Source organism: Polyangium mundeleinium (genome assembly GCF_028369105.1).
Classification (GTDB): domain Bacteria; phylum Myxococcota_A; class Polyangia; order Polyangiales; family Polyangiaceae; genus Polyangium; species Polyangium mundeleinium.
Window position 1 is genome coordinate 1,196,921 of sequence record NZ_JAQNDO010000001.1, and the last position, 21,186, is coordinate 1,218,106.

At 67.5% G+C, this 21,186-nt stretch carries 15 protein-coding genes and 1 pseudogene; 8 read left to right on the forward strand and 8 right to left on the reverse strand.

Going from position 1 to position 21,186, the window contains the following annotated elements:
* Positions 1-54: 54 nt before the first annotated feature.
* Positions 55-1,611, reverse strand: a complete 1,557-nt coding sequence (locus POL67_RS05015; RefSeq protein WP_271915895.1) for a serine/threonine-protein kinase — start codon at positions 1,609-1,611, stop codon at positions 55-57.
* A 156-nt stretch (positions 1,612-1,767) separates the two neighbouring features.
* Here POL67_RS05015 and POL67_RS05020 point away from each other — a divergent pair, with 156 nt between their 5' ends.
* Complete coding sequence (locus POL67_RS05020; protein WP_271915896.1) at positions 1,768-2,994, forward strand: GTPase domain-containing protein; 1,227 nt, start codon at positions 1,768-1,770, stop codon at positions 2,992-2,994.
* Positions 2,995-3,006: 12 nt separating this feature from the next.
* On the forward strand, positions 3,007-4,569 hold the full coding sequence (locus tag POL67_RS05025; protein WP_271915898.1) for a hypothetical protein: 1,563 nt from the start codon (positions 3,007-3,009) through the stop codon (positions 4,567-4,569).
* Positions 4,570-5,563: 994 nt separating this feature from the next.
* Here POL67_RS05025 and POL67_RS05030 read toward each other — a convergent pair.
* The 7 genes and pseudogenes from POL67_RS05030 to POL67_RS05060 all read right to left on the reverse strand — a co-directional run bounded on the left by POL67_RS05030 (position 5,564) and on the right by POL67_RS05060 (position 15,954).
* A complete protein-coding gene (locus POL67_RS05030) occupies positions 5,564-6,580 on the reverse strand; it encodes a peptidase associated/transthyretin-like domain-containing protein (protein WP_271915899.1) in 1,017 nt (338 codons plus the stop codon).
* An 87-nt stretch (positions 6,581-6,667) separates the two neighbouring features.
* Complete coding sequence (locus tag POL67_RS05035; RefSeq protein WP_271931054.1) at positions 6,668-6,937, reverse strand: hypothetical protein; 270 nt, start codon at positions 6,935-6,937, stop codon at positions 6,668-6,670.
* A 393-nt stretch (positions 6,938-7,330) separates the two neighbouring features.
* A pseudogene (locus POL67_RS54090) lies at positions 7,331-7,612 on the reverse strand (DUF4215 domain-containing protein); the annotation flags it as partial.
* 21 nt (positions 7,613-7,633) lie between these two features.
* Positions 7,634-8,683, reverse strand: coding sequence for a peptidase associated/transthyretin-like domain-containing protein (locus POL67_RS05045; RefSeq protein WP_271915900.1), 1,050 nt, complete (start codon positions 8,681-8,683; stop codon positions 7,634-7,636).
* An 828-nt stretch (positions 8,684-9,511) separates the two neighbouring features.
* Positions 9,512-11,470 (reverse strand): serine/threonine-protein kinase, encoded by a 1,959-nt coding sequence (locus tag POL67_RS05050; protein WP_271915901.1) that lies wholly within the window; start codon positions 11,468-11,470, stop codon positions 9,512-9,514.
* A 180-nt stretch (positions 11,471-11,650) separates the two neighbouring features.
* Positions 11,651-13,000 carry a serine/threonine-protein kinase gene (locus tag POL67_RS05055; RefSeq protein WP_271915902.1) on the reverse strand — a complete coding sequence of 450 codons (1,350 nt, stop codon included), beginning with the start codon at positions 12,998-13,000 and terminating at the stop codon, positions 11,651-11,653.
* A gap of 227 nt (positions 13,001-13,227) precedes the next feature.
* On the reverse strand, positions 13,228-15,954 hold the full coding sequence (locus tag POL67_RS05060; RefSeq protein ID WP_271915904.1) for a serine/threonine-protein kinase: 2,727 nt from the start codon (positions 15,952-15,954) through the stop codon (positions 13,228-13,230).
* A gap of 31 nt (positions 15,955-15,985) precedes the next feature.
* On the opposite strand from POL67_RS05060, the gene POL67_RS05065 reads away from it, so the two are divergent.
* The 6 genes from POL67_RS05065 (at position 15,986) to POL67_RS05090 (ending at position 21,061) form a co-directional block, all read left to right on the forward strand.
* Positions 15,986-16,888 (forward strand): sigma-70 family RNA polymerase sigma factor, encoded by a 903-nt coding sequence (locus tag POL67_RS05065; protein WP_271915905.1) that lies wholly within the window; start codon positions 15,986-15,988, stop codon positions 16,886-16,888.
* Between the two features lie 314 nt (positions 16,889-17,202).
* The gene (locus POL67_RS05070; protein WP_271915906.1) at positions 17,203-17,760 is read left to right on the forward strand and encodes a hypothetical protein; all 558 of its coding nucleotides are present in this window, start codon (positions 17,203-17,205) and stop codon (positions 17,758-17,760) included.
* Positions 17,761-17,924: 164 nt separating this feature from the next.
* A complete protein-coding gene (locus POL67_RS05075; protein ID WP_271915907.1) occupies positions 17,925-18,884 on the forward strand; it encodes a hypothetical protein in 960 nt (319 codons plus the stop codon).
* A 462-nt stretch (positions 18,885-19,346) separates the two neighbouring features.
* The gene (locus POL67_RS05080; RefSeq protein ID WP_271915908.1) at positions 19,347-20,054 is read left to right on the forward strand and encodes a hypothetical protein; all 708 of its coding nucleotides are present in this window, start codon (positions 19,347-19,349) and stop codon (positions 20,052-20,054) included.
* A gap of 60 nt (positions 20,055-20,114) precedes the next feature.
* Positions 20,115-20,477, forward strand: coding sequence for a hypothetical protein (locus POL67_RS05085; protein ID WP_271915909.1), 363 nt, complete (start codon positions 20,115-20,117; stop codon positions 20,475-20,477).
* 125 nt (positions 20,478-20,602) lie between these two features.
* Positions 20,603-21,061, forward strand: a complete 459-nt coding sequence (locus POL67_RS05090) for a hypothetical protein (RefSeq protein ID WP_271915910.1) — start codon at positions 20,603-20,605, stop codon at positions 21,059-21,061.
* Positions 21,062-21,186 lie beyond the last annotated feature (125 nt).

Sequence of the window (21,186 nt, forward strand, 5' to 3'; positions counted from 1 at the left end):
AATTGTGAACACAGATATGGGTCGAAGGCTTCGCTGGACCCTCAGCGCGCTCGCTCAGAGTCCTGACGGGGCAAACGTGCCTTTCGCCTTGTTCACGTTCCTGCACCCGACCCGGAGCGTCAGCGTGCACGGCGGCAGCGGCGTGTACGTCGACGTGGGCTTCGCGGCCGCCACCACCTGCGCGGAGGACGACGGCGGCGCCGCGACGGTGGGTGCGGGCGTCGCGCTCGGAGCAGCCGTCTGCGTCGAGGCGGGCGGGGGCGTTGGCGTCGGGGGCGTCGTCGGCTCTGCTCGCTCCAGCGGAGCCGTCGGATGAGGGGTCGGTGCATCTGCGACGGTGGTGGCCGTCGGCGCCTGCGTTGCGTTCGCGGGGTCGCTCCCGGGCAGCCCGATCACGACGACAAGCAGGACGAGCGCGAGCATGGCCGCCGCGCCGAGCCCGAACGACAAGAGCAGGATCGTACGGCCCTGCCTGCGCCGTGGGATCGTCGTGGTGCTCGTCACGGGCTCTTCGCGCACCGTCGGCGGCGCGGTGAGCTCTGCGGCAGGCAGGGGAATCCCCGCCGTCAATGTCGAGGTTCGCCGGTGCGCGGAGAGCGACTCCTGCATCTCGCGTCGCCACGGCGGTAGCGGATCGGGCGTGGGCGCGTTCGCCTGCAAAAAGGCCGTGCCCTCGGGCGTCGTGTCGGGCGGCGCGAGCAGGGGCGACGACTGCGAGGGCCGCGGCGCGGAGATTGCGGCGCTCGACGGAGCCCGCCAGATCCGGCTCGACTCCACGAGCGGCGTGAGCAGCGCGACGAGCTCGGCGGCGTTCGCGACGCGCTTGTCGCGGTCTCGTTCGAGGCAGCGCATCACGATGTCCTCGAGCTCCGGCGGCACGTCGCGCACCCGCGCCGAAATCGGCGGGATGGGCGCGATCAGCACCTGGCGCACCACATCCTGCAGCGACCCGCTGAAGGGGCGAACGCCCGCGAGCAGCTCGTAGAGCAGGATCCCGAGTGACCAGAGATCCGTGCGATGGTCGATGTCCGCGCGAAGCCCGACCTGCTCGGGGCTCATGTAGCCGGGAGAGCCGATCACCATGCCCGTCATGGTTGCCTGCGTCTCTTCGGTCGGACCGAGGCTTTTCGCGACGCCGAAGTCGAGCACCTTCACCACGAACTCGTCTTCGCCCGCGCCCGGCGCGCGGTGGAGGAAGACGTTCGCGGGCTTCAGATCACGGTGCATGATCTTCGCCTGATGTGCCGCTTCGAGGGCGTTCGCGATGTCGCGGGCGATCCGCGCGGCAACCTTCGGCTCGATGCGCCGCTTGTTCTTGAGCATGTCGGCGAGCGACTCGCCCGAGAGGAGCTCGAGCGCGAGGTACGGCTCGCCGTCGTCGGTCTCGCCTGCATCGAGCAGGCGCACGATGTTCGGGTGCGACAAGCGCGACGAGAGCCGCACCTCGCGCAGGAAGCGCTGCCGGAGCTCCGTCGTCGACTTCGAGAGCAACTTGAGCGCGACCTCGCGGCGCGTGTCGATCTCCTCCGCGGCCCAGACCGTGCCCATCGTGCCTGCGCCGATGGCCCGGACGAGGCGGTACTTCTTCCCGATCGTACTTCCAGCTTTCATCGTTGGTCAGGACAGATGTGCCGGCAATGCCGCCAATGCGGAGCATCGTAGCGTACCAGGCGAACCGTGTAACGATTCGTGGTAAGATTTCTTGCGCGCTACCAGGGCCGCGTGATCTGATGGCACGAGCCAAACCATGTCCGACGCGAGGGGCGAATGACGACGGTCTTCATCATCATCGGCATCATCATCACGGCGCTGGTCGTCGTCTTGATCGTCCTCGGCATGCGCGCCTCGAAGCTCACGGAGGAGCTCGAAGCGGCCGAGATGAAGCACCAGTCGCTCGCCGCGGCGAACCGTGAGCTCCAGACGCAAGTCACGACGCTCGACGGCGACAACAAGAAGAAGATCGGCTGGCTCGACCACATGGAAGAGGAGCTCAACTGGCACAAGGCCGAGCTCGAGAAGCGGCCGAAGATCGACCGCAAGGTCTACCGGATCCTGACGCTCGGCATGAAGGCGACGGGCAAGAGCTCGCTGACGCTGAAGTGGTCGAACCCGCTCGTGGACCTCGGGACGATCGAGGGGACGAAGATCGAGCGGTACGAGCGCACCGTGAGCCACGTGCGGAACAAGGACACGCTCGTCGAGCACGTGTTCGAGGTGCACGACTGGGGCGGTGAGCACATCGTGGACGCGCAGCAGGAGCTCATCATCGAGGAGATTCACGGGCTCTTGATGGTCGTCGATCTCGGCGGCAAGGACGCGCGGCAGGTCGACACGAACCGCATCGGCGAGCAGCTCAACGAGTTCAACCCGCAGGCGCTGAAGTACTTCTTCAGCCCGAAGACGGTGGCGTCGTGCAAGAGCGTGGTGCTCTTCATCAACAAGAGCGACCTCATCCCGGGCTCGCCCGCGCAAGCGGAGGCGCAGGCGAGGGCGCTCTACACGCCGCTCATCGACAGCCTGCGGCAATACGCGACGCAGATCGACGTGAAGGTGCTCGTGGGGTCGGCGAGCTACGGGCACTCGACGCACGTCCTTTTCTCGCACTTCGTCGAGCAGATCCTCCCGAAGTCGGCCTACGACCACCAGCTTTTGCAGCGCATGAAGTCGGAGTTCCGGTCGCGCGCTTCGACAGTCACGCCCGGGATGAACGCGCCCACGTCGCAATCGCAGCCGCAGTTCCCGGCGCCGCAAATCCCGCACGCGCAGCCGCCGCCGTCGAATGGGCACCCGCAGATGCCGGCGCCGCAGCATTACGGGCAGGCTGCGCAGCACGCGCCCGCGCCGCAGGCGGCCCCGCAGGGCTTCGGGCCGCGGCCGCCCGCGTTCGGCCCGCCAAAGCTGAACGTCAAGGGGACGATGCCAATTGAGGACCTCAACCCGATGGAAGTCACGGCGCCACTCTTGAATCGCCAGCCACCTCCGCGGCGGGGTTGAACGGAGGGGGACATGGACGAGACGCACGTGGTGACTGCGGGATACGAGGTCCCGACCTACAAGGTGCCCTACGGGGCGACGTGGTTCCATTTCCTCCACGGGAACGTGCCGGGGCATCAGATCGACTTCATCTACCGGCCCGAGGTGCCGCAGGAGCCGTTGACGCGGCAGCATTTCAGCCACCTCTCGCGGCTCGTGAAATACATCGAGCCACGGCATGGGAGCGCTTATGCGTTCGCGATCGGGAACCTGTCGCGCGACGATACGCAATACGAGCCGGGGCACGGTGGGCTCGCGCTGATTTTCGGCCTGCGCATCAAGGGGGCGAAGGATCACGCGGGGAGGCAAGACCCGCCGTTTTGCCATTCGGCGGCGATCGTCGACCGGAACCTCGACGGACAGGCGATTTACGGGACGGCGGTGCAGTTCTACCAGAAGCTTTTGCCGGACGAGGAGTCGCAGGCGGAGGGGAGCGGCTGGTATCACACGTACGTGCAGCACGCGCAGAACGCGGACGCGCTGTTGCCGCTCTTGAAGATGTACCTCGAGGATTTCGAGGATCTGCACAAGCCGGGGCCGAGCGGTTTGTCGTTCCGGTGGACGGTGGAGAACTCGACACCGCCGAAGCGGGTGGTGATCGTGTACCCGGACCGGGTCGATTTCCCGACGCTGGCGTATTGCATGGCGCGAATCGCGAACGTGCTCGTGGAGTCCGACGTCAAGTGGACGGCGATCTCGAATGGGCGCGAGCAGGACGTGGTGGGAGGCTTGACGGTGCGATTCGTGCCGCGCCGCGAGGCGACGGCGGAGCCCGCGGATGTGGTGCTGATGTACCTGGAGCAGGTGCCGGAGGATCCGGCGGAGATCGCGGCTCAGCTTTTCAATGCGCACGAGGTGCGGGTCTCGCAGCTCCCGGACCTGCGGATGAACTGGCGGTTCGTCCAGGAGCAGCAGGCGAAGCAGAATGGGACGGGGACGGGGCACGGCGCGGGGATGGCGACGACGAGCAATGGAGTTGGTTCGGTGAGGCCCGGGCCGATGCCGACGGAGGAGAGGGCGCGGCCGTGGGCACAACCGGTCGAGGCGCCAGCGGCGGTGGAGGATCCGGCGCTCAAGACGGCAGGGCTCGGCGGATTGGTTCAGGTGGTGGAGAGGGCGGAGGCGGCGCCTGGATTGTTGTTGCCGCAGCCGGATCTGGCGGCGGAGCTGAAGACGAAGCAGCGGAAGCAGCAGTTTTCGACGTTGATCGGGGTGGGGTTGTTGGTGGTGGTGCTCGGGGTGATTGCGGCGGTGTGGATTGGGTCGGCGCCGGTGGTGGTGGAGGAGGGGGCGGGGGCGGGGAGTGTGGCGCCGGTGGTGGGGACGGGGAAGCCGGTGGGGACGGGGGGGCCGACGGCGGAGCCGAGCGTGAAGGTGCAGGACGCAGCGGTGATTTTGGATCAGCCGGCCGGGACGGCATCGGTGAAGCCGGCGGCAAACACGCGAAATAAGCCTCGAACATCGTCCACTGGCGCGGCGAGCAGCCAGCCGACTGCAAAACCAGCGGTTTCGTCCGGACGGCCCCGGCTCTTTTAGTCTGGAAGTTGTGTGGATGCGACGGGATCAATTGCAGCGACGTGGGAAGCCGGTGCAGTTGCCGTTGAGGCAGTCGTCGTTGTCGATGCAGTAGGCGCCGCTGGGGGCGGTGGTAGGCGGGCATGCGCCCATTGTGCATGCGGAGCCACCGCAATCGCTGCCGTTCATACAGGCGGCGCAGAAGCCGTTCAGGCACCGATTGCTCTTGCACTGATGGTTGCCCTCGCATTGGCCGTCTAACTCCGCCTTGCAAAGGTTCTCGATGCACTCGGCTCCATCGAAGCAAGGCATGCCTTCATCGCAAGGCTCACCGGCCGCAGCGCGACAGCGGCCTGCGTCGCACGACCTACTATCGCATTGCTGGTTGTACGTGCATTCTGCGCAGACCTTCGTTGAGCCCAGGCAAAAATTGGATACACACTGCACCGCGGCCTCGCATCCGGTCGTCGTCGCCGAACGGCAGATGCCCGTGACGCACACGCCGGATGCACAATCATCCGCTCCATCACACGGGGAGCCGCCGCAGTTTTTGCAGTTGTCGCATGCCAGATCGATGGAAACACAGTCGGCGCAGCCGTCTTTCCCATCGCAAACTTGGGTGCCCTCATTGCAAGCAGTGCCAGCCGCGAGCGGCATACAATCGCCGCCCGGGCACGTCCAGCACTCCTCGACCTGGCACGTAGAGCTACATCCGTCGCTGTCGCCGGCGTCGGGCTCCCCATTGTCGCATTGTTCCCCGCGATCCGTCTCAACCTTCCCATCCCCGCAGACGGGGCCGCCCCCCATGCCTCCCATTCCCCCGGTGCCCCCAATGCCTCCGCTCCCTCCGGTGGACGTACCTCCGTCGAGCGTCCTCGCGCGAAACTCACTATTCTGACAACCCCAGACGAGCCCTGCCCCGACAGCAAGCAAAAGCGCCAGCGTTTTCGTTCGCGCACTCGAAAGCATTCTCATTCCTCGCAGGAGACTGAAGGCGTCTACTTGGTAAATGAATTCACCAAACGCCCATGACGACAACTTCAGCCCTGCCGGGGCCAAACGTAACGAACCCGGTTGTCGGCCCCTTGGCAGGTGTCTTGCCCGCCGTCAATCCGTATGCAGCGGTCGCGCCACCAACAACCCCCGCCCCGAGGAGCGTGAACAGCGACGTGAAATTCAACGCCACCCGCGTCCGTTCATACTTATTGAAATCAGCCGAACACTGAGGCAAACGGTCCTTCTGTCCACAGACAGTGGGATCGATTGCATTGGCCTTCCCATAGACGACCCATGACGCGATCCTCGTCCCTACCCCCACCGCCGCCAGCGCCCCCGCCACGCCAACCCCCGCGTAGATGAGCGCCTTGCTCCTCCCCGCCTCCGTTTTCGTCGTGGCATCGACCTTCGTCGTGATATCGATGTCCCGCTCGAGCACGATTGGCACCTCGACGGCCGCCAGCACACCATCCTTCAGGACAACGCTTCTCCGCACCGTCCGATATCCCGGCGCCGTCATCACGATCTCGTGCGACCCCGGATTCCGCGCGAGCGCCATCGTCAGCGCAGCCGCCGGGATCGTCTCGCCGTCCACCGTCACCCGTACGGCCTCCCTCGGCGCCCCCTCGATGCGCAGCATGAGCGAGGGGATCCGGCTATCGAGCGCTTCGACGGCCTGTTCGCCGGCAGCCTGAGCGTTCGTGAAGGCCGCCGGCGCGTTGGGCGGCAGGGGCATCTGGGTGACCTCGTACGCCATGGCGCGCGCCTCGATGAGCTGGCCAAGCGCTTCGAGCGCTTTGGCGACATCGAGGCCCGTCGTCGGTACCCCCATGATCTCGTGGGCAGCACGAAACTTCGCAAGCGCGGCGCGGGCGTCGCCGGATTCGAGGAGCTCGCGGCCTTCGAGGAGAAGGGTACGCGCGGTTTGTCGGCTCGCGGCGGAGGGCTGGGCGTGCGCCTGGGTCGTGAGTAGCAGAGCCGCAGCGAGCAGAAAGGTGCGGCGGATGCGAATGGTCATCGGCGTGGTCGCTGCCATCGATGATCTCCCCCTAACGTGTTTGTCGCGGGATGTACGACGAACCGTGGCGGTGGTCAAGATATGGGCGAGAGGAAAGCCTCGGGATCAGGGCGGGGCGCAGCGAGGTGGGAAGCCGGTGCAGCTGCCGCTGATGCAGTCGTCGTTGTCGATGCAGTAGGCGCCGTCAGGGGCGGTGGCAGGCGGGCAGGCGCCCATGGTGCATGCGGGGCCACCGCAATCCCCGCCGTTCATGCAGGCGGCGCAGAAACCGTTCAAGCACCGGTTGCTCTTGCACTGATGGTTGCCCTCGCATTGGCCGTCCAGCCCCGCCTTGCAAAGGTTCTCGATGCACTCGGCTCCATCGAAGCAAGGCATGCCTTCATCGCAAGGCTCACCGGCCGCAGCGCGACAGCGGCCTGCATCGCACGAGCCACTCTTGCATTGCTGGTTGTTCGTGCATTCTGCGCAGGCCTTCGTTGAGCCCAGGCAAAAATTGGATACACACTGCACTGCGGCCTCGCATCCGGTCTCCGTCGCGGAACGGCAGATGCCCGTGACGCACACGCCGGATGCACAATCTTCCGCTCCATCACACGGGGAGCCGCCGCAGTTTTTGCAATTGTCACATGCGAGATCGATGGAAACACAGTCGGCACAGCCGCGGGGCCCATCGCAGACTTGCGTACCCTCATTGCAAGCAGTGCCGGGCATGATCAGGGCACACCCGCCGTCCGAGCAATCCCAGCACTCCTCGACCTGGCACGTGGAGCTGCATCCATCGCCGTCGATCATGTTCTTGTCGTCGCATGCCTCGTCCGGCTTCTGGACAGTTCCATCCCCACAAACGGCGCCGCCCCCCATGCCACCCGCCCCGCTCCCACCTCCACCGCCCTCTCCACCCGCGCCCCCCGTCGTGACCACGTGCCCACTGCGGGGGCGCGTCATTCCGTCCGGATACTCATTGCTCTCCCCAATCAAACATCCGACGAGCACGATTGCCGGCACCACGAATGAGATGCCGACCGAAAGCAACAATCCACGGCTCTTCATGCGGTCACAAACGTGCTTGGCTCAGAACGTCCCCAGAACGACCACACCACCCACGGCCGGCGCCACCGTCACCGTCGGCTTTGGCGAATTCTCGGCCGGCTTCTTTGCGATCAGCGCGTACACCAGCGTCCCGACGCCTACCGCCCCCGCGCCGATGAACGTCCAGACCGCGGTGTTCCCGAGCAGGAACCGCTTGTTCTCCTGCTCGTCGAAATTGGAATAACACGCGTCCTTCGGGGCCGCAGTGCAATTGTCTGCATTCCAGTCGTCCAGGCTTTTTTGCTCCGCGACGGCGGCCCCAATCGCCGTCCCCACCCCGACGACCGCCAGTGCCCCCGCCAGCCCAATCCCCGCATATACCAACGCCTTGTTCGGCCCCCCGACCTTCCCCGGCTCGTCCTTCTTCGCCACCAGCGTCATTTCCACCGGCAACGTCGTCCCTCCCTTCACCTCGACCGCCCTGGGTCCCTGCGCGAGCACGAGCCCTGCCTTCCTCGCCTCGAACGTGTGGGACCCGGCCGCCACGAAGCACTCGCCCTCCATCGGCGACCTCCCCACCACCTTCCCGTCGACGAGCACCTCCGCCCCCTCGACGTTCACCGCTATGCGAACTACCCCGAGCCTCTCCCGCAGCTCCGCGAGTGTTTGCTCGGCCTGCGTCACCGTCGGGCCGTTGAGCTGATGCCTCTGACGCAGTAGGAGCACTAGATGTGTCGCCGCATCCGGCTTCCGCCCCGTCACGATCTCTGCCCTGATCAACGCCGCCAGATACTTCGGCTCCGGCGACACCTCGTACGCCGCCCGAAATTCCCCGTACGCGTCGGCCCACTTGTCATTGTCGACGAGCGCGCGCCCCTTCTCGAAATGCTTGTCGGCCTCCGGGGTTGCTGGCGCCTCTGGTGCCCTCGCCGTCGGCGTCGTGGCTGGCTGCGCCGATCCCGCCGTCGGCGGAACGGCGTTCCCCTGCGCCCACACCTCGCCCCCGCTTGCGCTCACCACGTACGCTACGAGAACCCAAGTGGCACCTCGGCTCCGCTTTCTCAGCGCATTCAACCCGTCGCTCCTGAACATGCGTTACGCCTAGGAACTCGACTGCAAAAGCTGATCGACGGCAAGCAAAATCACGCGGTTGGAACACACCCCGAACCCCAAATCCCCCGCCTCCGGGGAAACCCCACGGTGCCGCCGTGACCTTCGCTTCGGACGCATCTCCAGGCGCCGTCACGAGCGCGAACAAGGTCGTCGCGGCGCCGAGGCCCGCGCCCGCGACGAACGCGGCCAGGGAGCCCTCGTGGTACCGAGTCGCAAGGGTGCTGCTTCGCTCGTCTTCCGCCACCATCCAAAGCGCCACGCCTGCACCGAGGCCCGCCATGCTCGCCACGAGCCCGACGCCGGCGATGCTCCAACGAAGCCCGCTGTTCATCGGGGCGACACCAGGCGCACGCCCGCCATGCAGCGAGAAAGCCACGTCGTGCTTCGCGCCCGCCGTCGCCGGAAGCTCGACACGCGCACGAGCGCCGTTCGCCCCGACAGCCTCGAACCCGTGCGTCCCAGGGTCGACGTACACGGGGCCCGCGAGCGGCGTTGCGTCGACCTCGCGGCCGTCCACGCGCACTTTCGCTGCCGCAGGATCGACTGTCACTGTCACCGTCGCGACCTTCGATGACGCGCGTTCGAGCATCTCCTCTGCGCGCTTGCGGTCCTCTGCGCCGAGGTTCGTTTGCTCGCGCAGGAAAAACGACAGATGCTCGGCCGCGCTTCGATGCTCGCCGAGCTCGAACTCCGCACGACCGAGGAGCGCCGCGATCCGCGGGCGCGACTGGATCGCGAACGCCGAGCCCGCGTGGACCAAGCTCGACAACGAAACGAGCGCGATGAACAGGTTGCGACGCATCGATCCTAGTTGCACTTCTTGAACAACCCGACGGTCTTGCATTCGGGCTTCTTCGTTGCCGGCGCGGGCTTCGCCACCTGCGTCGTCGGCTTCGTCACTGGCGCCTTGTACGTAGACGTCGGCGTGGGCAGTGCCGCGGCCGTCGACGCCACAGGCGGCGCGGGAACCGACGTTGATGCAGCCGTCACGACGGGCGCCGCCGTCGCCACCTCGGACGGCACCGCCGCCGGCACACTCGTCCCCTCCGCCTGCGCCGTCGGCTGCACCGCCACCTCCGCCTTCACCGGAGGCCTCGGCAACTCCTGCCCGACCGACCCCGCCGCCGCGCTCTTCGCCGCCTCGGGGCCCGCTGCCTTTCCGCTCGCCGCCTCCTCCCCCGCGCCGATCTTCCCCGCATTCACCACCAGCAACCCGACCACCCCGATCGCTGCCGCCACCCCCGCGCCCATCACGCCAAACAGCACCCCCTTCCCACGCTTCTGCCTCCCCCCAGCCACCGCTGGATCCATCATCAGCGGCATCGGCGGCGCTGGATACCCGCCCGTCCCGTGCGAAAGCGCGCCCGCCGCCGACGTCGTCCCCGCGTGATCCACGCGCCCGCCCGCCAGCGTCGCCCGGATCTCCGGCGTGATCATCTGCGTTTGCCCGTTCCCCGCTTGCTCCGACACGGGCGGCTCCAGGCTGAACGACGACTGCCGATGCGCAGCAATCGCCTGATGCATCTCTTCCTTCCACGCGGGCGCTGGAGACGCGATCGGCAGGTTTGGCTGCAAGAGCTGCGTCCCCGTCGACGCGTCCTCTCCACGCGCCGCCGACGGCGCAGGACGACGCATGTTCGCGAGCATCCGACCCTGGAGCGGCATCGTCGCGGCGAGATCGCTCTCGTCCTCGTCCTCCGTGCTCGCTGCGATCGCCACGCGCGGCGCGGGATTCGGCAACGGTACGGTCACGTCCATCGGCGTGAACATCGGCTTGCGCTCGGGGCTCGACATGGGTGGCGGCGGTGCTGCCTCGACGCCCGTGAACGTCGGCTTGCGCTCGGGGGCCGGCGTCTGCGGGATCGGTTGGCCTACACCCGTGAACGTCGGCTTGCGCGTCATGGGGCGCGGCATCCCCGCGATCGCGAGCAGCGTGCGCGCAAGCTCATCCGTGCTCGGGAACCGCGCGTCTCGCTTCGCGGCCGTGCAACGCGCCACGACCTCGTCGAACTCCGTTGGCACGTCGCGCACCTTGCTCGACGGCGGCGGCACGGGCGTGATCAGGATGTGACGGATCACGTCCTGCACCGAGCCCGTGAACGGACGGCTTCCCGTCAGCATCTCGTAGAGCACGATCCCGATCGACCAGATGTCCGTGCGGTGATCGAGGTCCTTGCGCATGCCCACTTGCTCGGGGCTCATGTACGCGGGCGACCCCACGGCGGTGCCCGTTTGCGTCGCGACGCTGTCCACCGAGTCGAGGTTTTTGCACACGCCGAAGTCGAGGATCTTCGACACGAACGTGTCCTCGGGCATGCCAGGTTCACGGTGGAGGAAGATGTTCGCGGGCTTGAGATCTCGATGGATGACTTGCGCGGCATGCGCGACCGCGAGCCCACTCGCAATCTCGCCCGCGATGCGCGCCGCCATCGCAGGCTCGATGCGCCGCTTCTCCTTCAGCAGGTCGCCGAGGGTTTGCCCCTGCAAGAGCTCGAGCACGAGGAACGGCTCTCCCTGCGGCGTCTCGCCCACGTCGAAGATCTGGACGATGTTGCGATGGTACAACTTCCCGCACGCCCGCGCCTCGCGCAGCAGGCGCTGGCGCAGGTCGTTCGTCAGGTGCTCCTTCTGCTGCGGCAGGATCAGCTTGAGCGCGACCTTGCGGTTCATCGTGTGGTCGTACGCCGCCCACACGGCTCCCATCGCACCCTGACCGATCGCCTGTTCGAGCCGGTACTTGCCGCCGAGGAGATCGCCCGATTTCATGGTCCCGCGAGCATTCCATGGAAGCGAGCGGTGTCACAAGAATTTTGTCTGCCAACGTGCTCCGCTTACGAACTTTTGCAGATCGTCAGCGGTTCCCAAGACGATGCCGGATTGGTCTGGGCGCGCGTTCAGCCGCAACACATGTGCCTGGTCGACGAGCCGTGCGGCGCTGCGCGGGATCTACCGAGCCAAACCGAGGATCACGGCCACACCGACGCCAAAGGCCACGAGGGCGCTCACGGCGAGGCCTAGGAGGGGCAAGCGCTTCCGGGTCTGCGACGCCGGCGCATGGCTCGACCGGACGACGGGCCTCTCCACGTGCTGCACGGATGGCGGCGGCGGCGGTGGACTCGGTGGAGGGGTGGCCCGCTGCGCCTGCGCGAGTGCTGCACGCGCGTCGATCATGAGCGCGGTTCCGCGGGGACCCGTGATCCGCTTCGCCGGTTCCGGCGCGAGGATCGCCGTCCCTGCTTTGCCGACCGGTGGCTTGGGGGCCGACGAGGGCGAAAAAGGCATCGTGGTATCCACCGCCGGCGACGCCGTCCACGGCAGCATCGGTGCAATGGGCGCCGGGGAGTTTCTCGCCAAAGGTTCCGTCACTTCGAGGTTCGCCGGCACCTCCGGGCGCGCTGCGGCGGGCGCGGGAAGCGCCAGGGCGCGCTCCGCGAGACCGATGTGAACCCGCGATCCTTCCTCGGGTCCCACGTAGGTCTGAAGCAGGCGCTCGACCACCGTGGCGGACGCAATCCGTTTGGCGCGGTCACGTTCGAGGCACATGGCCACGACGTCATCGAACCCCGGCTCGATGTGGCGCAGGATCTCCGACACGCGCGGGATGTTGCCGGTCACGACACGAATGAGCACCTCTTGTCCACCGCCGGGAAAAGGTCGCGTCCCCGTGAGCATCTCGAAGAGCACCACGCCCAGCGACCAGACATCCGTGCGGGCGTCGAGATCCCGCGCCCCTTTGATGGCCTCCGGGCTCATGTACGCCGGGGACCCGACAGCGCCGCCGACAGCCGTCACGAGGGATTCGTTCACCGCGAGGTTCTTGGCGACCCCGAAATCGAGGACCTTCACGACGAGCCCGTCGCCTCCGGCCTCCTGATGGAGAAATACATTGGCGGGCTTGAGGTCTCGGTGAATGACGTGCACGGCGTGCGCGGCCGCAAGCGCGCGCGCAATGTCGCGCCCGATCTGGGCCGCGAGGGGCTGCTCGAGTCGACGCTTTCGACGAAGCAGCTCGGCGAGCGTTTCGCCGGAGAGGAGCTGCATCACGAGGTAGGGCTCGCCCTCGTGTGTCTCCCCGGTGTCGTACATCTCGATGACGTTTCGGTGTGCAATGGATCCGCAAATGCGCGCTTCACGGAGCAGGCGGTGCCGGAGGTCCTCGGAGGGCCGGGTGAGCAGCTTGATGGCCACGCGCCGCTGGGTGGTCTCGTGCAGAGCTTCCCACACCACGCCCATGGCACCCGCGCCGAGCTGGCGCAGGAGGCGGTACTTGCCCCCGAGTCGATCCCCGGTGTTCATCCAGAGCAACCTACCAGCGCGTGTCTTTGTAGGGCAACTTCCGTGCGTACTCACACACGCTGCGCGCATCAATCATCGACGTTGTTCCTGCCGGCGCGTATTTCGACCCGAACAGTGGCGCGATGCGCAGGCCGAAAATGCGCGGTTTGTCCTCGTTGATTCTATTGAAATCGGTCAAGAGGTTCGCGCGCGATATCCGCTCGCGATGAGGCCCGCCGCGACGCGCCTCATCGCTGCGAGAGCCACGCCACGATTTCCGCCCTTGGCGCCGCCCAGGCCTCACCCCCGGCGGCATAAGTCGCCCGGGCCTCTTCCGCGAGCTTTTTCGCACGGGCGCGGTCGCTGCCCGCCGCCACCAGGGCGCGCGCCAGCAAAAACCTCGTCGACGCGTCCTTGTACGGCCCCTCGGCGCCCGACGCCCGCAACGAAAGCGCCCGCTCGATCAGCGGGATCGCTGCCGTCGGCTCGCCGGTGTCCATGTGCAGCTCGCCCAGCTTTTCCAGCGGCTCGGCGAGGTTCGGGTGCGTGGGCCCGAGGGCCTTCTCGTAGATGGCGACCACCCGCATGAGCCGAGGGCGGGCATCGGCGAATGCGCGCTCCATCATCCTCACCTCGGCCAGGTTGAGCAGCGTGGTGGCGAGCGCGGGGTGCTCGGGGCCCAGCGCGCGCTCGCGGATGGAGAAGGCCCGCTCGGCCGCTGCGCGCGCCGCCGGCAGATCGTTCAGCCGGACATGGACCTCCACGCTGTTGTTCAGGACCGTCGCGCAGGCCGGATGATCCGGGCCCAGCATCCCTTCGAACGTCGCGAGCGCGCTCTGGTAGTGGCCGCGCGCCTCGGCATATCGGCCGAGCGCCACCAGCGCGGCGCCGAGGTTGGTCTTCACCTTGGCGGTGTGGAGATGCGCGTCGCCATGCAGCCGCTGTTCGAGCGAATGGGCGCGCGAGGCGGCGTCGAGCGCCAGGTCGAGCTTGCCCTCCTCGACGTAGACGGTCGCTTCGTTCCCGGCCAGCGCAGCCTCGAACTCCGCGTCTCCGCCGAGCCGAGCGATTGCCCCCGCGGCGAGCTCCGCCCACCGGTGCGCGTCCGCTGGGCGACCGAGCGGGTGTCCCGCCAGGAACACCAGCGAGGTCAGCCCATTCGCGGCCTGCCAATCGTGGCGGCCCGCCTCCGCTGCCCGGATCGACGCGAGGAACGTCGCTTCGGCCTCCGCGTGCGCGCCCTGGGACTGTTGCAGCTTTCCCAAGAGGTCGAGCGCGTCGGCGAGCAGCGGCTGGTGGGCGATCGCTTTGGCCTCTGCGACCACCTCGTCGGCGAGAGCGCGCGCGGTCGGGTATTTCGCAGCGTCGTACAGCGCCTTGCCGCGCGCGAGTTGCCCGCGTGTGGTGTCGATGCGCGCGCGCAGCGCGGGATCGTCCGGCGGCGGGAGTGGACCCGAGAGCGCCGCCACGTCGGCGCAGGTGCGCACCGGGGTCATCGCGTTCACGGCCTGCACGGCGCGTCCGACCGTGGCGCTGTCCGCCTCGGAGAAGATGTCGACCAGCGCCTTCAGCTCCTTGGCGCGCAGATCGAGGCAGGCCATGCGCAGCGCCAGCACCGACTCCGCCTGCTCGCCGCGCACCCGCGTCGCCTCGCACGCATCGACATGGCCGGCGACCCAGGCCGCCGCCTGCGCGTCGAGCGCGCGCTCCACCTGCCCGAGCGCCACCGCGGCGAACGGCTCCTTGGAGGCGCCGAACGCATCGCGCACGGCGGCTCGCCGCGCATCATCCCACACACCCGAAAGCTTCACCTCCGCGCCGCGGCAGACACGCTGCTGCTCGCGCACGACCCAGGCAGGGACGACGAGACCGGCGGCGACGAGGACGCCTGCGAGGACGGCGACAGCGGCGCGGCGGCGGGTGCGCGCGGGGTCGGCTTCGAGCTTTTGGAGCAGCGCCTCCATGGAGGGAAACCGCTCTTCCTGCTGCGGGCGCAGGGCGCGCAGCAGGGCGCGCCGCACATGCTCCGGCACCTCTCCGCCGCCGGGCGGCTCGGCGGGCCCTCGGGCCTTGCTTGCCGCGAGCTCGTCGAGCGTCTTGCCCTCGAAGGCCGAGCGCCGGTACAGCGCCTCGTACAGCGCGACCGCGAAGCTGAACTGATCCGCGCGTGGTCCCGCCCGCTCGCCGTGGTGCTGCTCCGGGGACATGTAGAGCGGCGTCCCGAGGAGCGCGCCCGTTCGCGTCAGCGCCGTGCCCGCCCCCTCGGCCGTGGCCTTGCCCGAGGCGTCCTCACCCGTCCAGCCTGCGAGGCCGAAATCACTCACGCGGACGCGCCCGTCCTTGCCGAGGAGCACGTTGGCGGGCTTGAAATCCCGGTGCACGAGCCCCGCCCCGTGGGCCGCCACGAGCCCTCGTCCGGCTTGCGTGAAGCGCTCCAGGATCTCGCGGGTGGGGTGAGGCCCCTCTTCGAGCCACGCGGAGAGCGGCTGCCCGTCGACGTACTCCATCGCGATGAAGATCTGGCCGCCGTGGCTGTCGACGTCGTAGATCGTCACGACGTTCGGATGCGAGAGCCGCGCGGCGATGCGCGCCTCGCGCAAGAGCCTCGCCGACGCGATGTCGGCTCCAACGCGCGCGGTCACCTCGGCGCGCAGGACCTTGAGCGCCACCTTGCGATCGAGCGTTGGATCGTGTGCGGCGTACACGATCCCCATGCCGCCTCTGCCGAGCACGTCGGCGATGGTGTAGCGGTCGAGCTGTGCGCCGCGCTCCAGCGGGGCCGCGTCGTCGAAGGCCGGGGGAGGGGAGGCCTCCTCCGCGTCGCTCCCCGGCGTGAGCGAGGCTCGGGCCGCCGCGATCACCAACAAACGGCAGGGCTCGCACGCGTCGATGTGGTCGTCGAGCCTGCCGGCTTCGGCTGCGACGAGTCGCCCCTCGACGAATGCGAGGATCGTGTTCTCGGAAGGGTGCTCCATCGTCGTTGCGGGGCTGTGTATCATGCCCCGCGTGCATCCGGATCCGCTGCCCCTTCTGTCCCGCGCCTTCTGCGGGTGCCTCGCGCCTTCGCTGGCGGCGAGGCTCGGCGACGTCGACGCGCTGGAGCTCCGCTTGCGAGCGTTGCTCGAAGAGGCGCGGCGCGCCTTTCCCGACGTCGTGGTGGACGAGGCGGCATTCATCGGCCATCTCGCGGAGCGCATCGCGGGCGAGGACGACATCGAAGAGGCGCTCTCCAGCGTGCTCGCCGCCGACCTCCTGCTCGCCTTCGCGTGCCTTGCAGGCGACGCCGCTGCGCTACGGGAGATCGACCGGCGCATCGATGTCGAGGTGCACGCCGCGCTCCGGGGGATGGCCGCCGCGTCCGAGCTCGTCGATGAGGTGCGATCGGTGCTTGGCCCCAGGCTGCTCGTGGGCGATGGGGGAGCGCCGAAGCTCGCGACGTACGCCGGGCTCGGGCCGCTCTCGGCGTGGATCCGTGTGGCCGCGCTGCGGACGGGGATCAGCCTGCGCAGGCGCGGGCGGCGCGAGGTGCGCGCGGACGAGCGAGCGCTGCTGGCGGCCATGGATCCGACGCTCGATCCGGAGTCGAGGCTCTCGCGCGAGCGCCACGCGGAGGAGCTACGCGAGGCCCTGCGCGAGGCCATGGCGGCGCTTTCGAGCCGCGACCGCAACCTCTTGCGCATGTACTACGCGGAGGGGATCAAGCTCGACAGGCTGGCGATCATGCACCGCGTGAATGCCTCGACGATCTCCCGCTGGATTGCGCGGGCGCGTGAGGAGGTGCTCGAACGCACGCGCGGCGGCCTCAGCGCGCGCCTGAAGCTCTCCGCCTCGCAGGTCGAGAGCCTGCTTGGCCTGGCCCAATCGCTGGACGTGAGCCTGGAGAGCTTGCTCGGAAGATCGGCTGGCTGAGGCCGGACGAAATTTTTTTCGAGCTTCCGTGCAAGAACCGCAGGCGGCTGGCGTCAGGTAGCGCGAAAGGCGAGCGGGGACCGCGTGCGGGCCGTGGGCGAGGTATGCGCCCGCGTGGGCTCGTGGTCCATCCGCGATTCCAGGTGAAACCCATGCGGTCGTTGATCGGTATTCTTGTGCCCTCGCTCCTCGTCGGATTCCTTCTCGGCGTCAGTGGTTGTTCGGGGGGAGCAGGTGGTGCGGGAGGCGAAGGGGGCGAGGGCGGAGACGCGGGTGAGGGCGGGGGAGGAGGCGCGGGCGGGACCTGCGATCCGATGAAACAAGGCTTCATTTCGTGTGGCCCCGAGGGGATCGCTATCACCTGTCAGCCGGGGACCTACTGCTCGGATCCCACGATCTTGGACTGCACCGAAGGTTGCGTATCGAATGCGAACTGCGGCTGCGGCGAGGTATGCACGGGTGGCTCCTGTGTCACGGCGAGTGTATGCGGGGATGGTAAGTGCACCGGCGGCGAGGACGCCGCCTCCTGCCCGGCCGATTGCTCGTCGAACCCCTGCGGCAACGGGGTATGCGACGCCGGCGAATCGTTCGGGACTTGTCCGGAAGATTGCGCGCCGCCGAACCCCTGCGGCAACGGCGTATGTGATGCCGGCGAGTCGTCGCAGAGCTGCCCTCAGGATTGCCCGGACCTGAAGCTCGAGTGCTACGATCATTGCGACGTGTACAACTTCTTCATGTGCTTCAACCCGGGCGGGCTCCAGATCTGCTACGACGCGTGCGACGCTGCCACCGATGCAATGCTGAAGCAATTCAGCGTCTGCGCTGCGTCCGGGGCGGTATCGTGCGAGCCGAGCTGCTTCGACTACCTCTGATCGCCTACGGCGGCGGGCGAGCGCCGAGCGTCCAGCGTCGACCACGCGGTCCGCGGAGCGGCCTCGGCCGATTTCTTGCGGGCTCCGCGTGACGGCTTGCGCTTCGTGCTTAAACTTCACGCGGGACGCCGCCCCTGGGTCGGCGTGACCGCGAAGGAGCAGGCATGAGGCTCGTCGGACAGATCCACGTGACGCTCCGGGGCGAGGTCATCCATCGGGAGCCGAGCTTCTGGGAGAGAATCAAGCAACGGCTCGGCGGCTCGCCCGACCTCACGACGGACCGCGTGCGGGTGGCGTTCGAGGCGAGCGCGCTCGTCGACGCCATCAAGCGGGCGCTCGTCGGCCTGGGCTTCGACAACGCCGTGTCCCTCGTGGTCGACGATACCGTCGTTTTCCAGGACACGGACGGCAAGGCCGGCGATCTACCGGATCTCATGATCGCGATGTCGGAGCACACGTCGCTCTTTGGAAGTGGATTCCAGGAGCTGCGGCTGGCGCTCGAACACGAGGAGGCCGGGTTGCACCTGCTTGTGGAGACGCGGGCGTTCACCGAGCATCGTACGGGAGAACCTTCGGCCTATGTATCGATCGGCGGCCGGATCCAGGAGCTCGAACCGAAACGCGGCGAGTCTGCGGAGGAATATCGAACGCGGGTCACGCCGCTCATTTCGGACGGCACGCGCCTCGAAAGCGCACGGCTCCAGTTCGAATCGTTTGTCGCGCGTCTCGAGGACGCTTTGCGGGCCACGATGCCCGAGGCCATCATCTCGCAGAAGCGCGCGGAGGCGCTCGTCGTGAAGCCGTCCCGCGAGGCGGAGCAGGAAACGAAGCTCGATCCATCGAACCCTGCCTACGACCCTTACGCGCGGTATTACCCGAGCCCGATGGGGATGATGCTCGACGTGATGCTCATCTCGTCGCTCATGCACATGATGCACATGCCGATGCTCCACGTGGTGACTCCGTCCGGAGCGCCGGTCGGGTCGGCTGCGGACGTCGCGCAGGAGCCCGACGTTGCCGATTCCGGAGATGCGGGCGACGGCGGCGATTTTGGGGGCGACGACCTCGGAGGGGACGACTTCGGGGGGGACGACTTCGGAGGGGATTGGGGCGGGTTCGACTGACATTGCGTCGGATCGGGGATGAGCCCCGCCTTCCCCGGGCCGACGCCCCGCGTCTCCTCCGTTGACAAACGCCCGCAGCGACGTCATCTCCGAGGGATGCGCCGCGCTTGGGCCCTGGTCGTTCTGGCGTGCACCGCGTGCGCGGGTGGCGCCTCGGTCGGCAGCGGGTCGTCCCCTGCGTCGAGCGCTCGGACGGCCCCCTCCACCTTGTTGTCCTCGCCGACGCTCACGCCTTGCGAAAGCCTTCGGCCCGCAGCCACGGAGCGGGCACGTGGGATGTTCGAAGCAGAGCGTGCGAAGTACCCACCTGCGTATTTCCCATGGGATGTGCCCAGGGCCATTGGCGCATGCGCGGAGGGCGCAGACGGCGCGTGGGTGGTGATGCTTTCGAGATTGACGGTGATTTCAGGCGGGCACATACGACTACGGTGGCAACTTGAGCACGTCCAAGGAACCGCGCGTGTGGCCATTGCTCCCACGGAGCAAGGCGACGACTCGGACGCGCAGGAGGATAACGTGCAGCTCGACGGCGAGCGGCTCTCGGCGGAGCCCGACGACTGGACCGGCGTGAACGTGCGTCTCATGGACCTCGACGGTGATGGAAGCCCGGAGGCCTTCGTCAGGGTGCGAGGACAGCACGACAAGAAAGCACCTTTCTCGCGTGGTCGGGTTTTCACGTTCCGGAGCGGTCACATTGAGCCGTACGCACCGCTCAAAGAAGTCATCGTGCAGGATCTCAAGGATCTCGACGGCGACGGGCGCCTCGACGCCACGAGCTTCGGGCCGTTCGATACCGTCGCGGACCATTGTGACTCTGGCATCGGCTTTCGGCAGACGGGACCCGAGCTACCGCTGCACGGGCTCCCCAGCGGGGCATTCACCTGGGACGATGGGATGACGCGCGCGGCGCTGAAAGAGATCTGCCCGGCGCGGCCGTCGACGTTCGTCCAGCCACCTGGTGTGCTACCCCCAAACCCTGGTTTGCCGCTCTCGGAAGGGCATCGTGTGGCATGCGAACGGTTATGGGGGGCGAGGACCGACGTGATCGAGGCGCAGCTCGCGCGCGAATGCCCGTGGCGCCTCCGCCTGCCGTGCGAAGCGCAGAGCTGCCGCGACGCGGGCTACCTTCACGACTTCGCCAAGGTCACGCCCCCGCTCATCCTTCGTTGACACGAGCTGCGTGAAGAGGTCGACTTTACACGATCATGTTCCGCGCCGGATGGGCCGATAATGCAGAATATTTTCGCGTTGGCCCAGCTGCTTTCGGCGTCGGCCACATGCACGGACACGGAACTTCGGGCGTTGTGCGATGCGGTGGAGGTGTTCCTGGCTCGGGCGCTGGAACGCGATCCGATGTGGCCCCGGCACGACTGGCTCGATGGCTTCATCGCCAGCATCGTCGAGCGATACCCAGGTTATCTGCTTCTTCGCGGCGAGGTTTGGGTGAGCGCCGTGCGCACCGAACCATGCGAGGTCGAGATCCAGCCTGGAGAGCAGTGCCTGACCATCCGCTTCATGGCCGCAGACGGACCGCAGCGTCGAAGACTGCCGCCGGTCAGCTGGCTGTACGTGTTCGAGGAACGCGGGAAGTAAAAGCATACACGACTTCCTTGCCGCGCTGACGCCACGTCGACGAACGGTGCGCCAAGCCCCTTGGCATCGCTGGACATCCAGGCTATCAGGTTTGTCCGAGGCGGGTGAGCCCGAGGAGGAACGTGATGGATGAAGCCAAGCTGCGCGAGAAGTTGTCCAGGATCGAGGCGTTGTTTGCCGGCGCGACGACGGAAGGCGAGCGTGTCGCGGCGGCCGAGGCGCGGCGGCGGATCCAGCAGCGCCTCGAAAGTGTCGAGCGACTCGATCCGCCGGTGGAGTTCCAGTTCACACTCGCCGACGCCTGGTCACGAAAGCTCTTCCTTTCGCTGCTTCGCCGCTATGAGCTCAAACCATATCGGTACCGCGGTCAGCGTCGGACCACGGTCATGGTAAAGGTGCCGAAGCCGTTCGTGCACGAGACGCTGTGGCCCGAGTTCCAGCAGATCAACGCGGCGATGCGCGCGTATCTCGACGAGGTGACCGATCGGATCATCGCCGACGTGATCCACGGCGACAGCTCCGAGGCGTCCGAGGTCGCGGCGCCGCCGAAGCTCGGACCACGCGCGATCGACATCGGCGAGTAGACTGCGGTTTCTCGCGAGGAGCAAGGCGATGGATGAAACGATGCGCGACTCGACGAGATGATTGCGGTCGTCCGGTTTCATCTCGCCAAAGCCGCGTCACATTACTGGCGGGCTGTCGTGCGCGA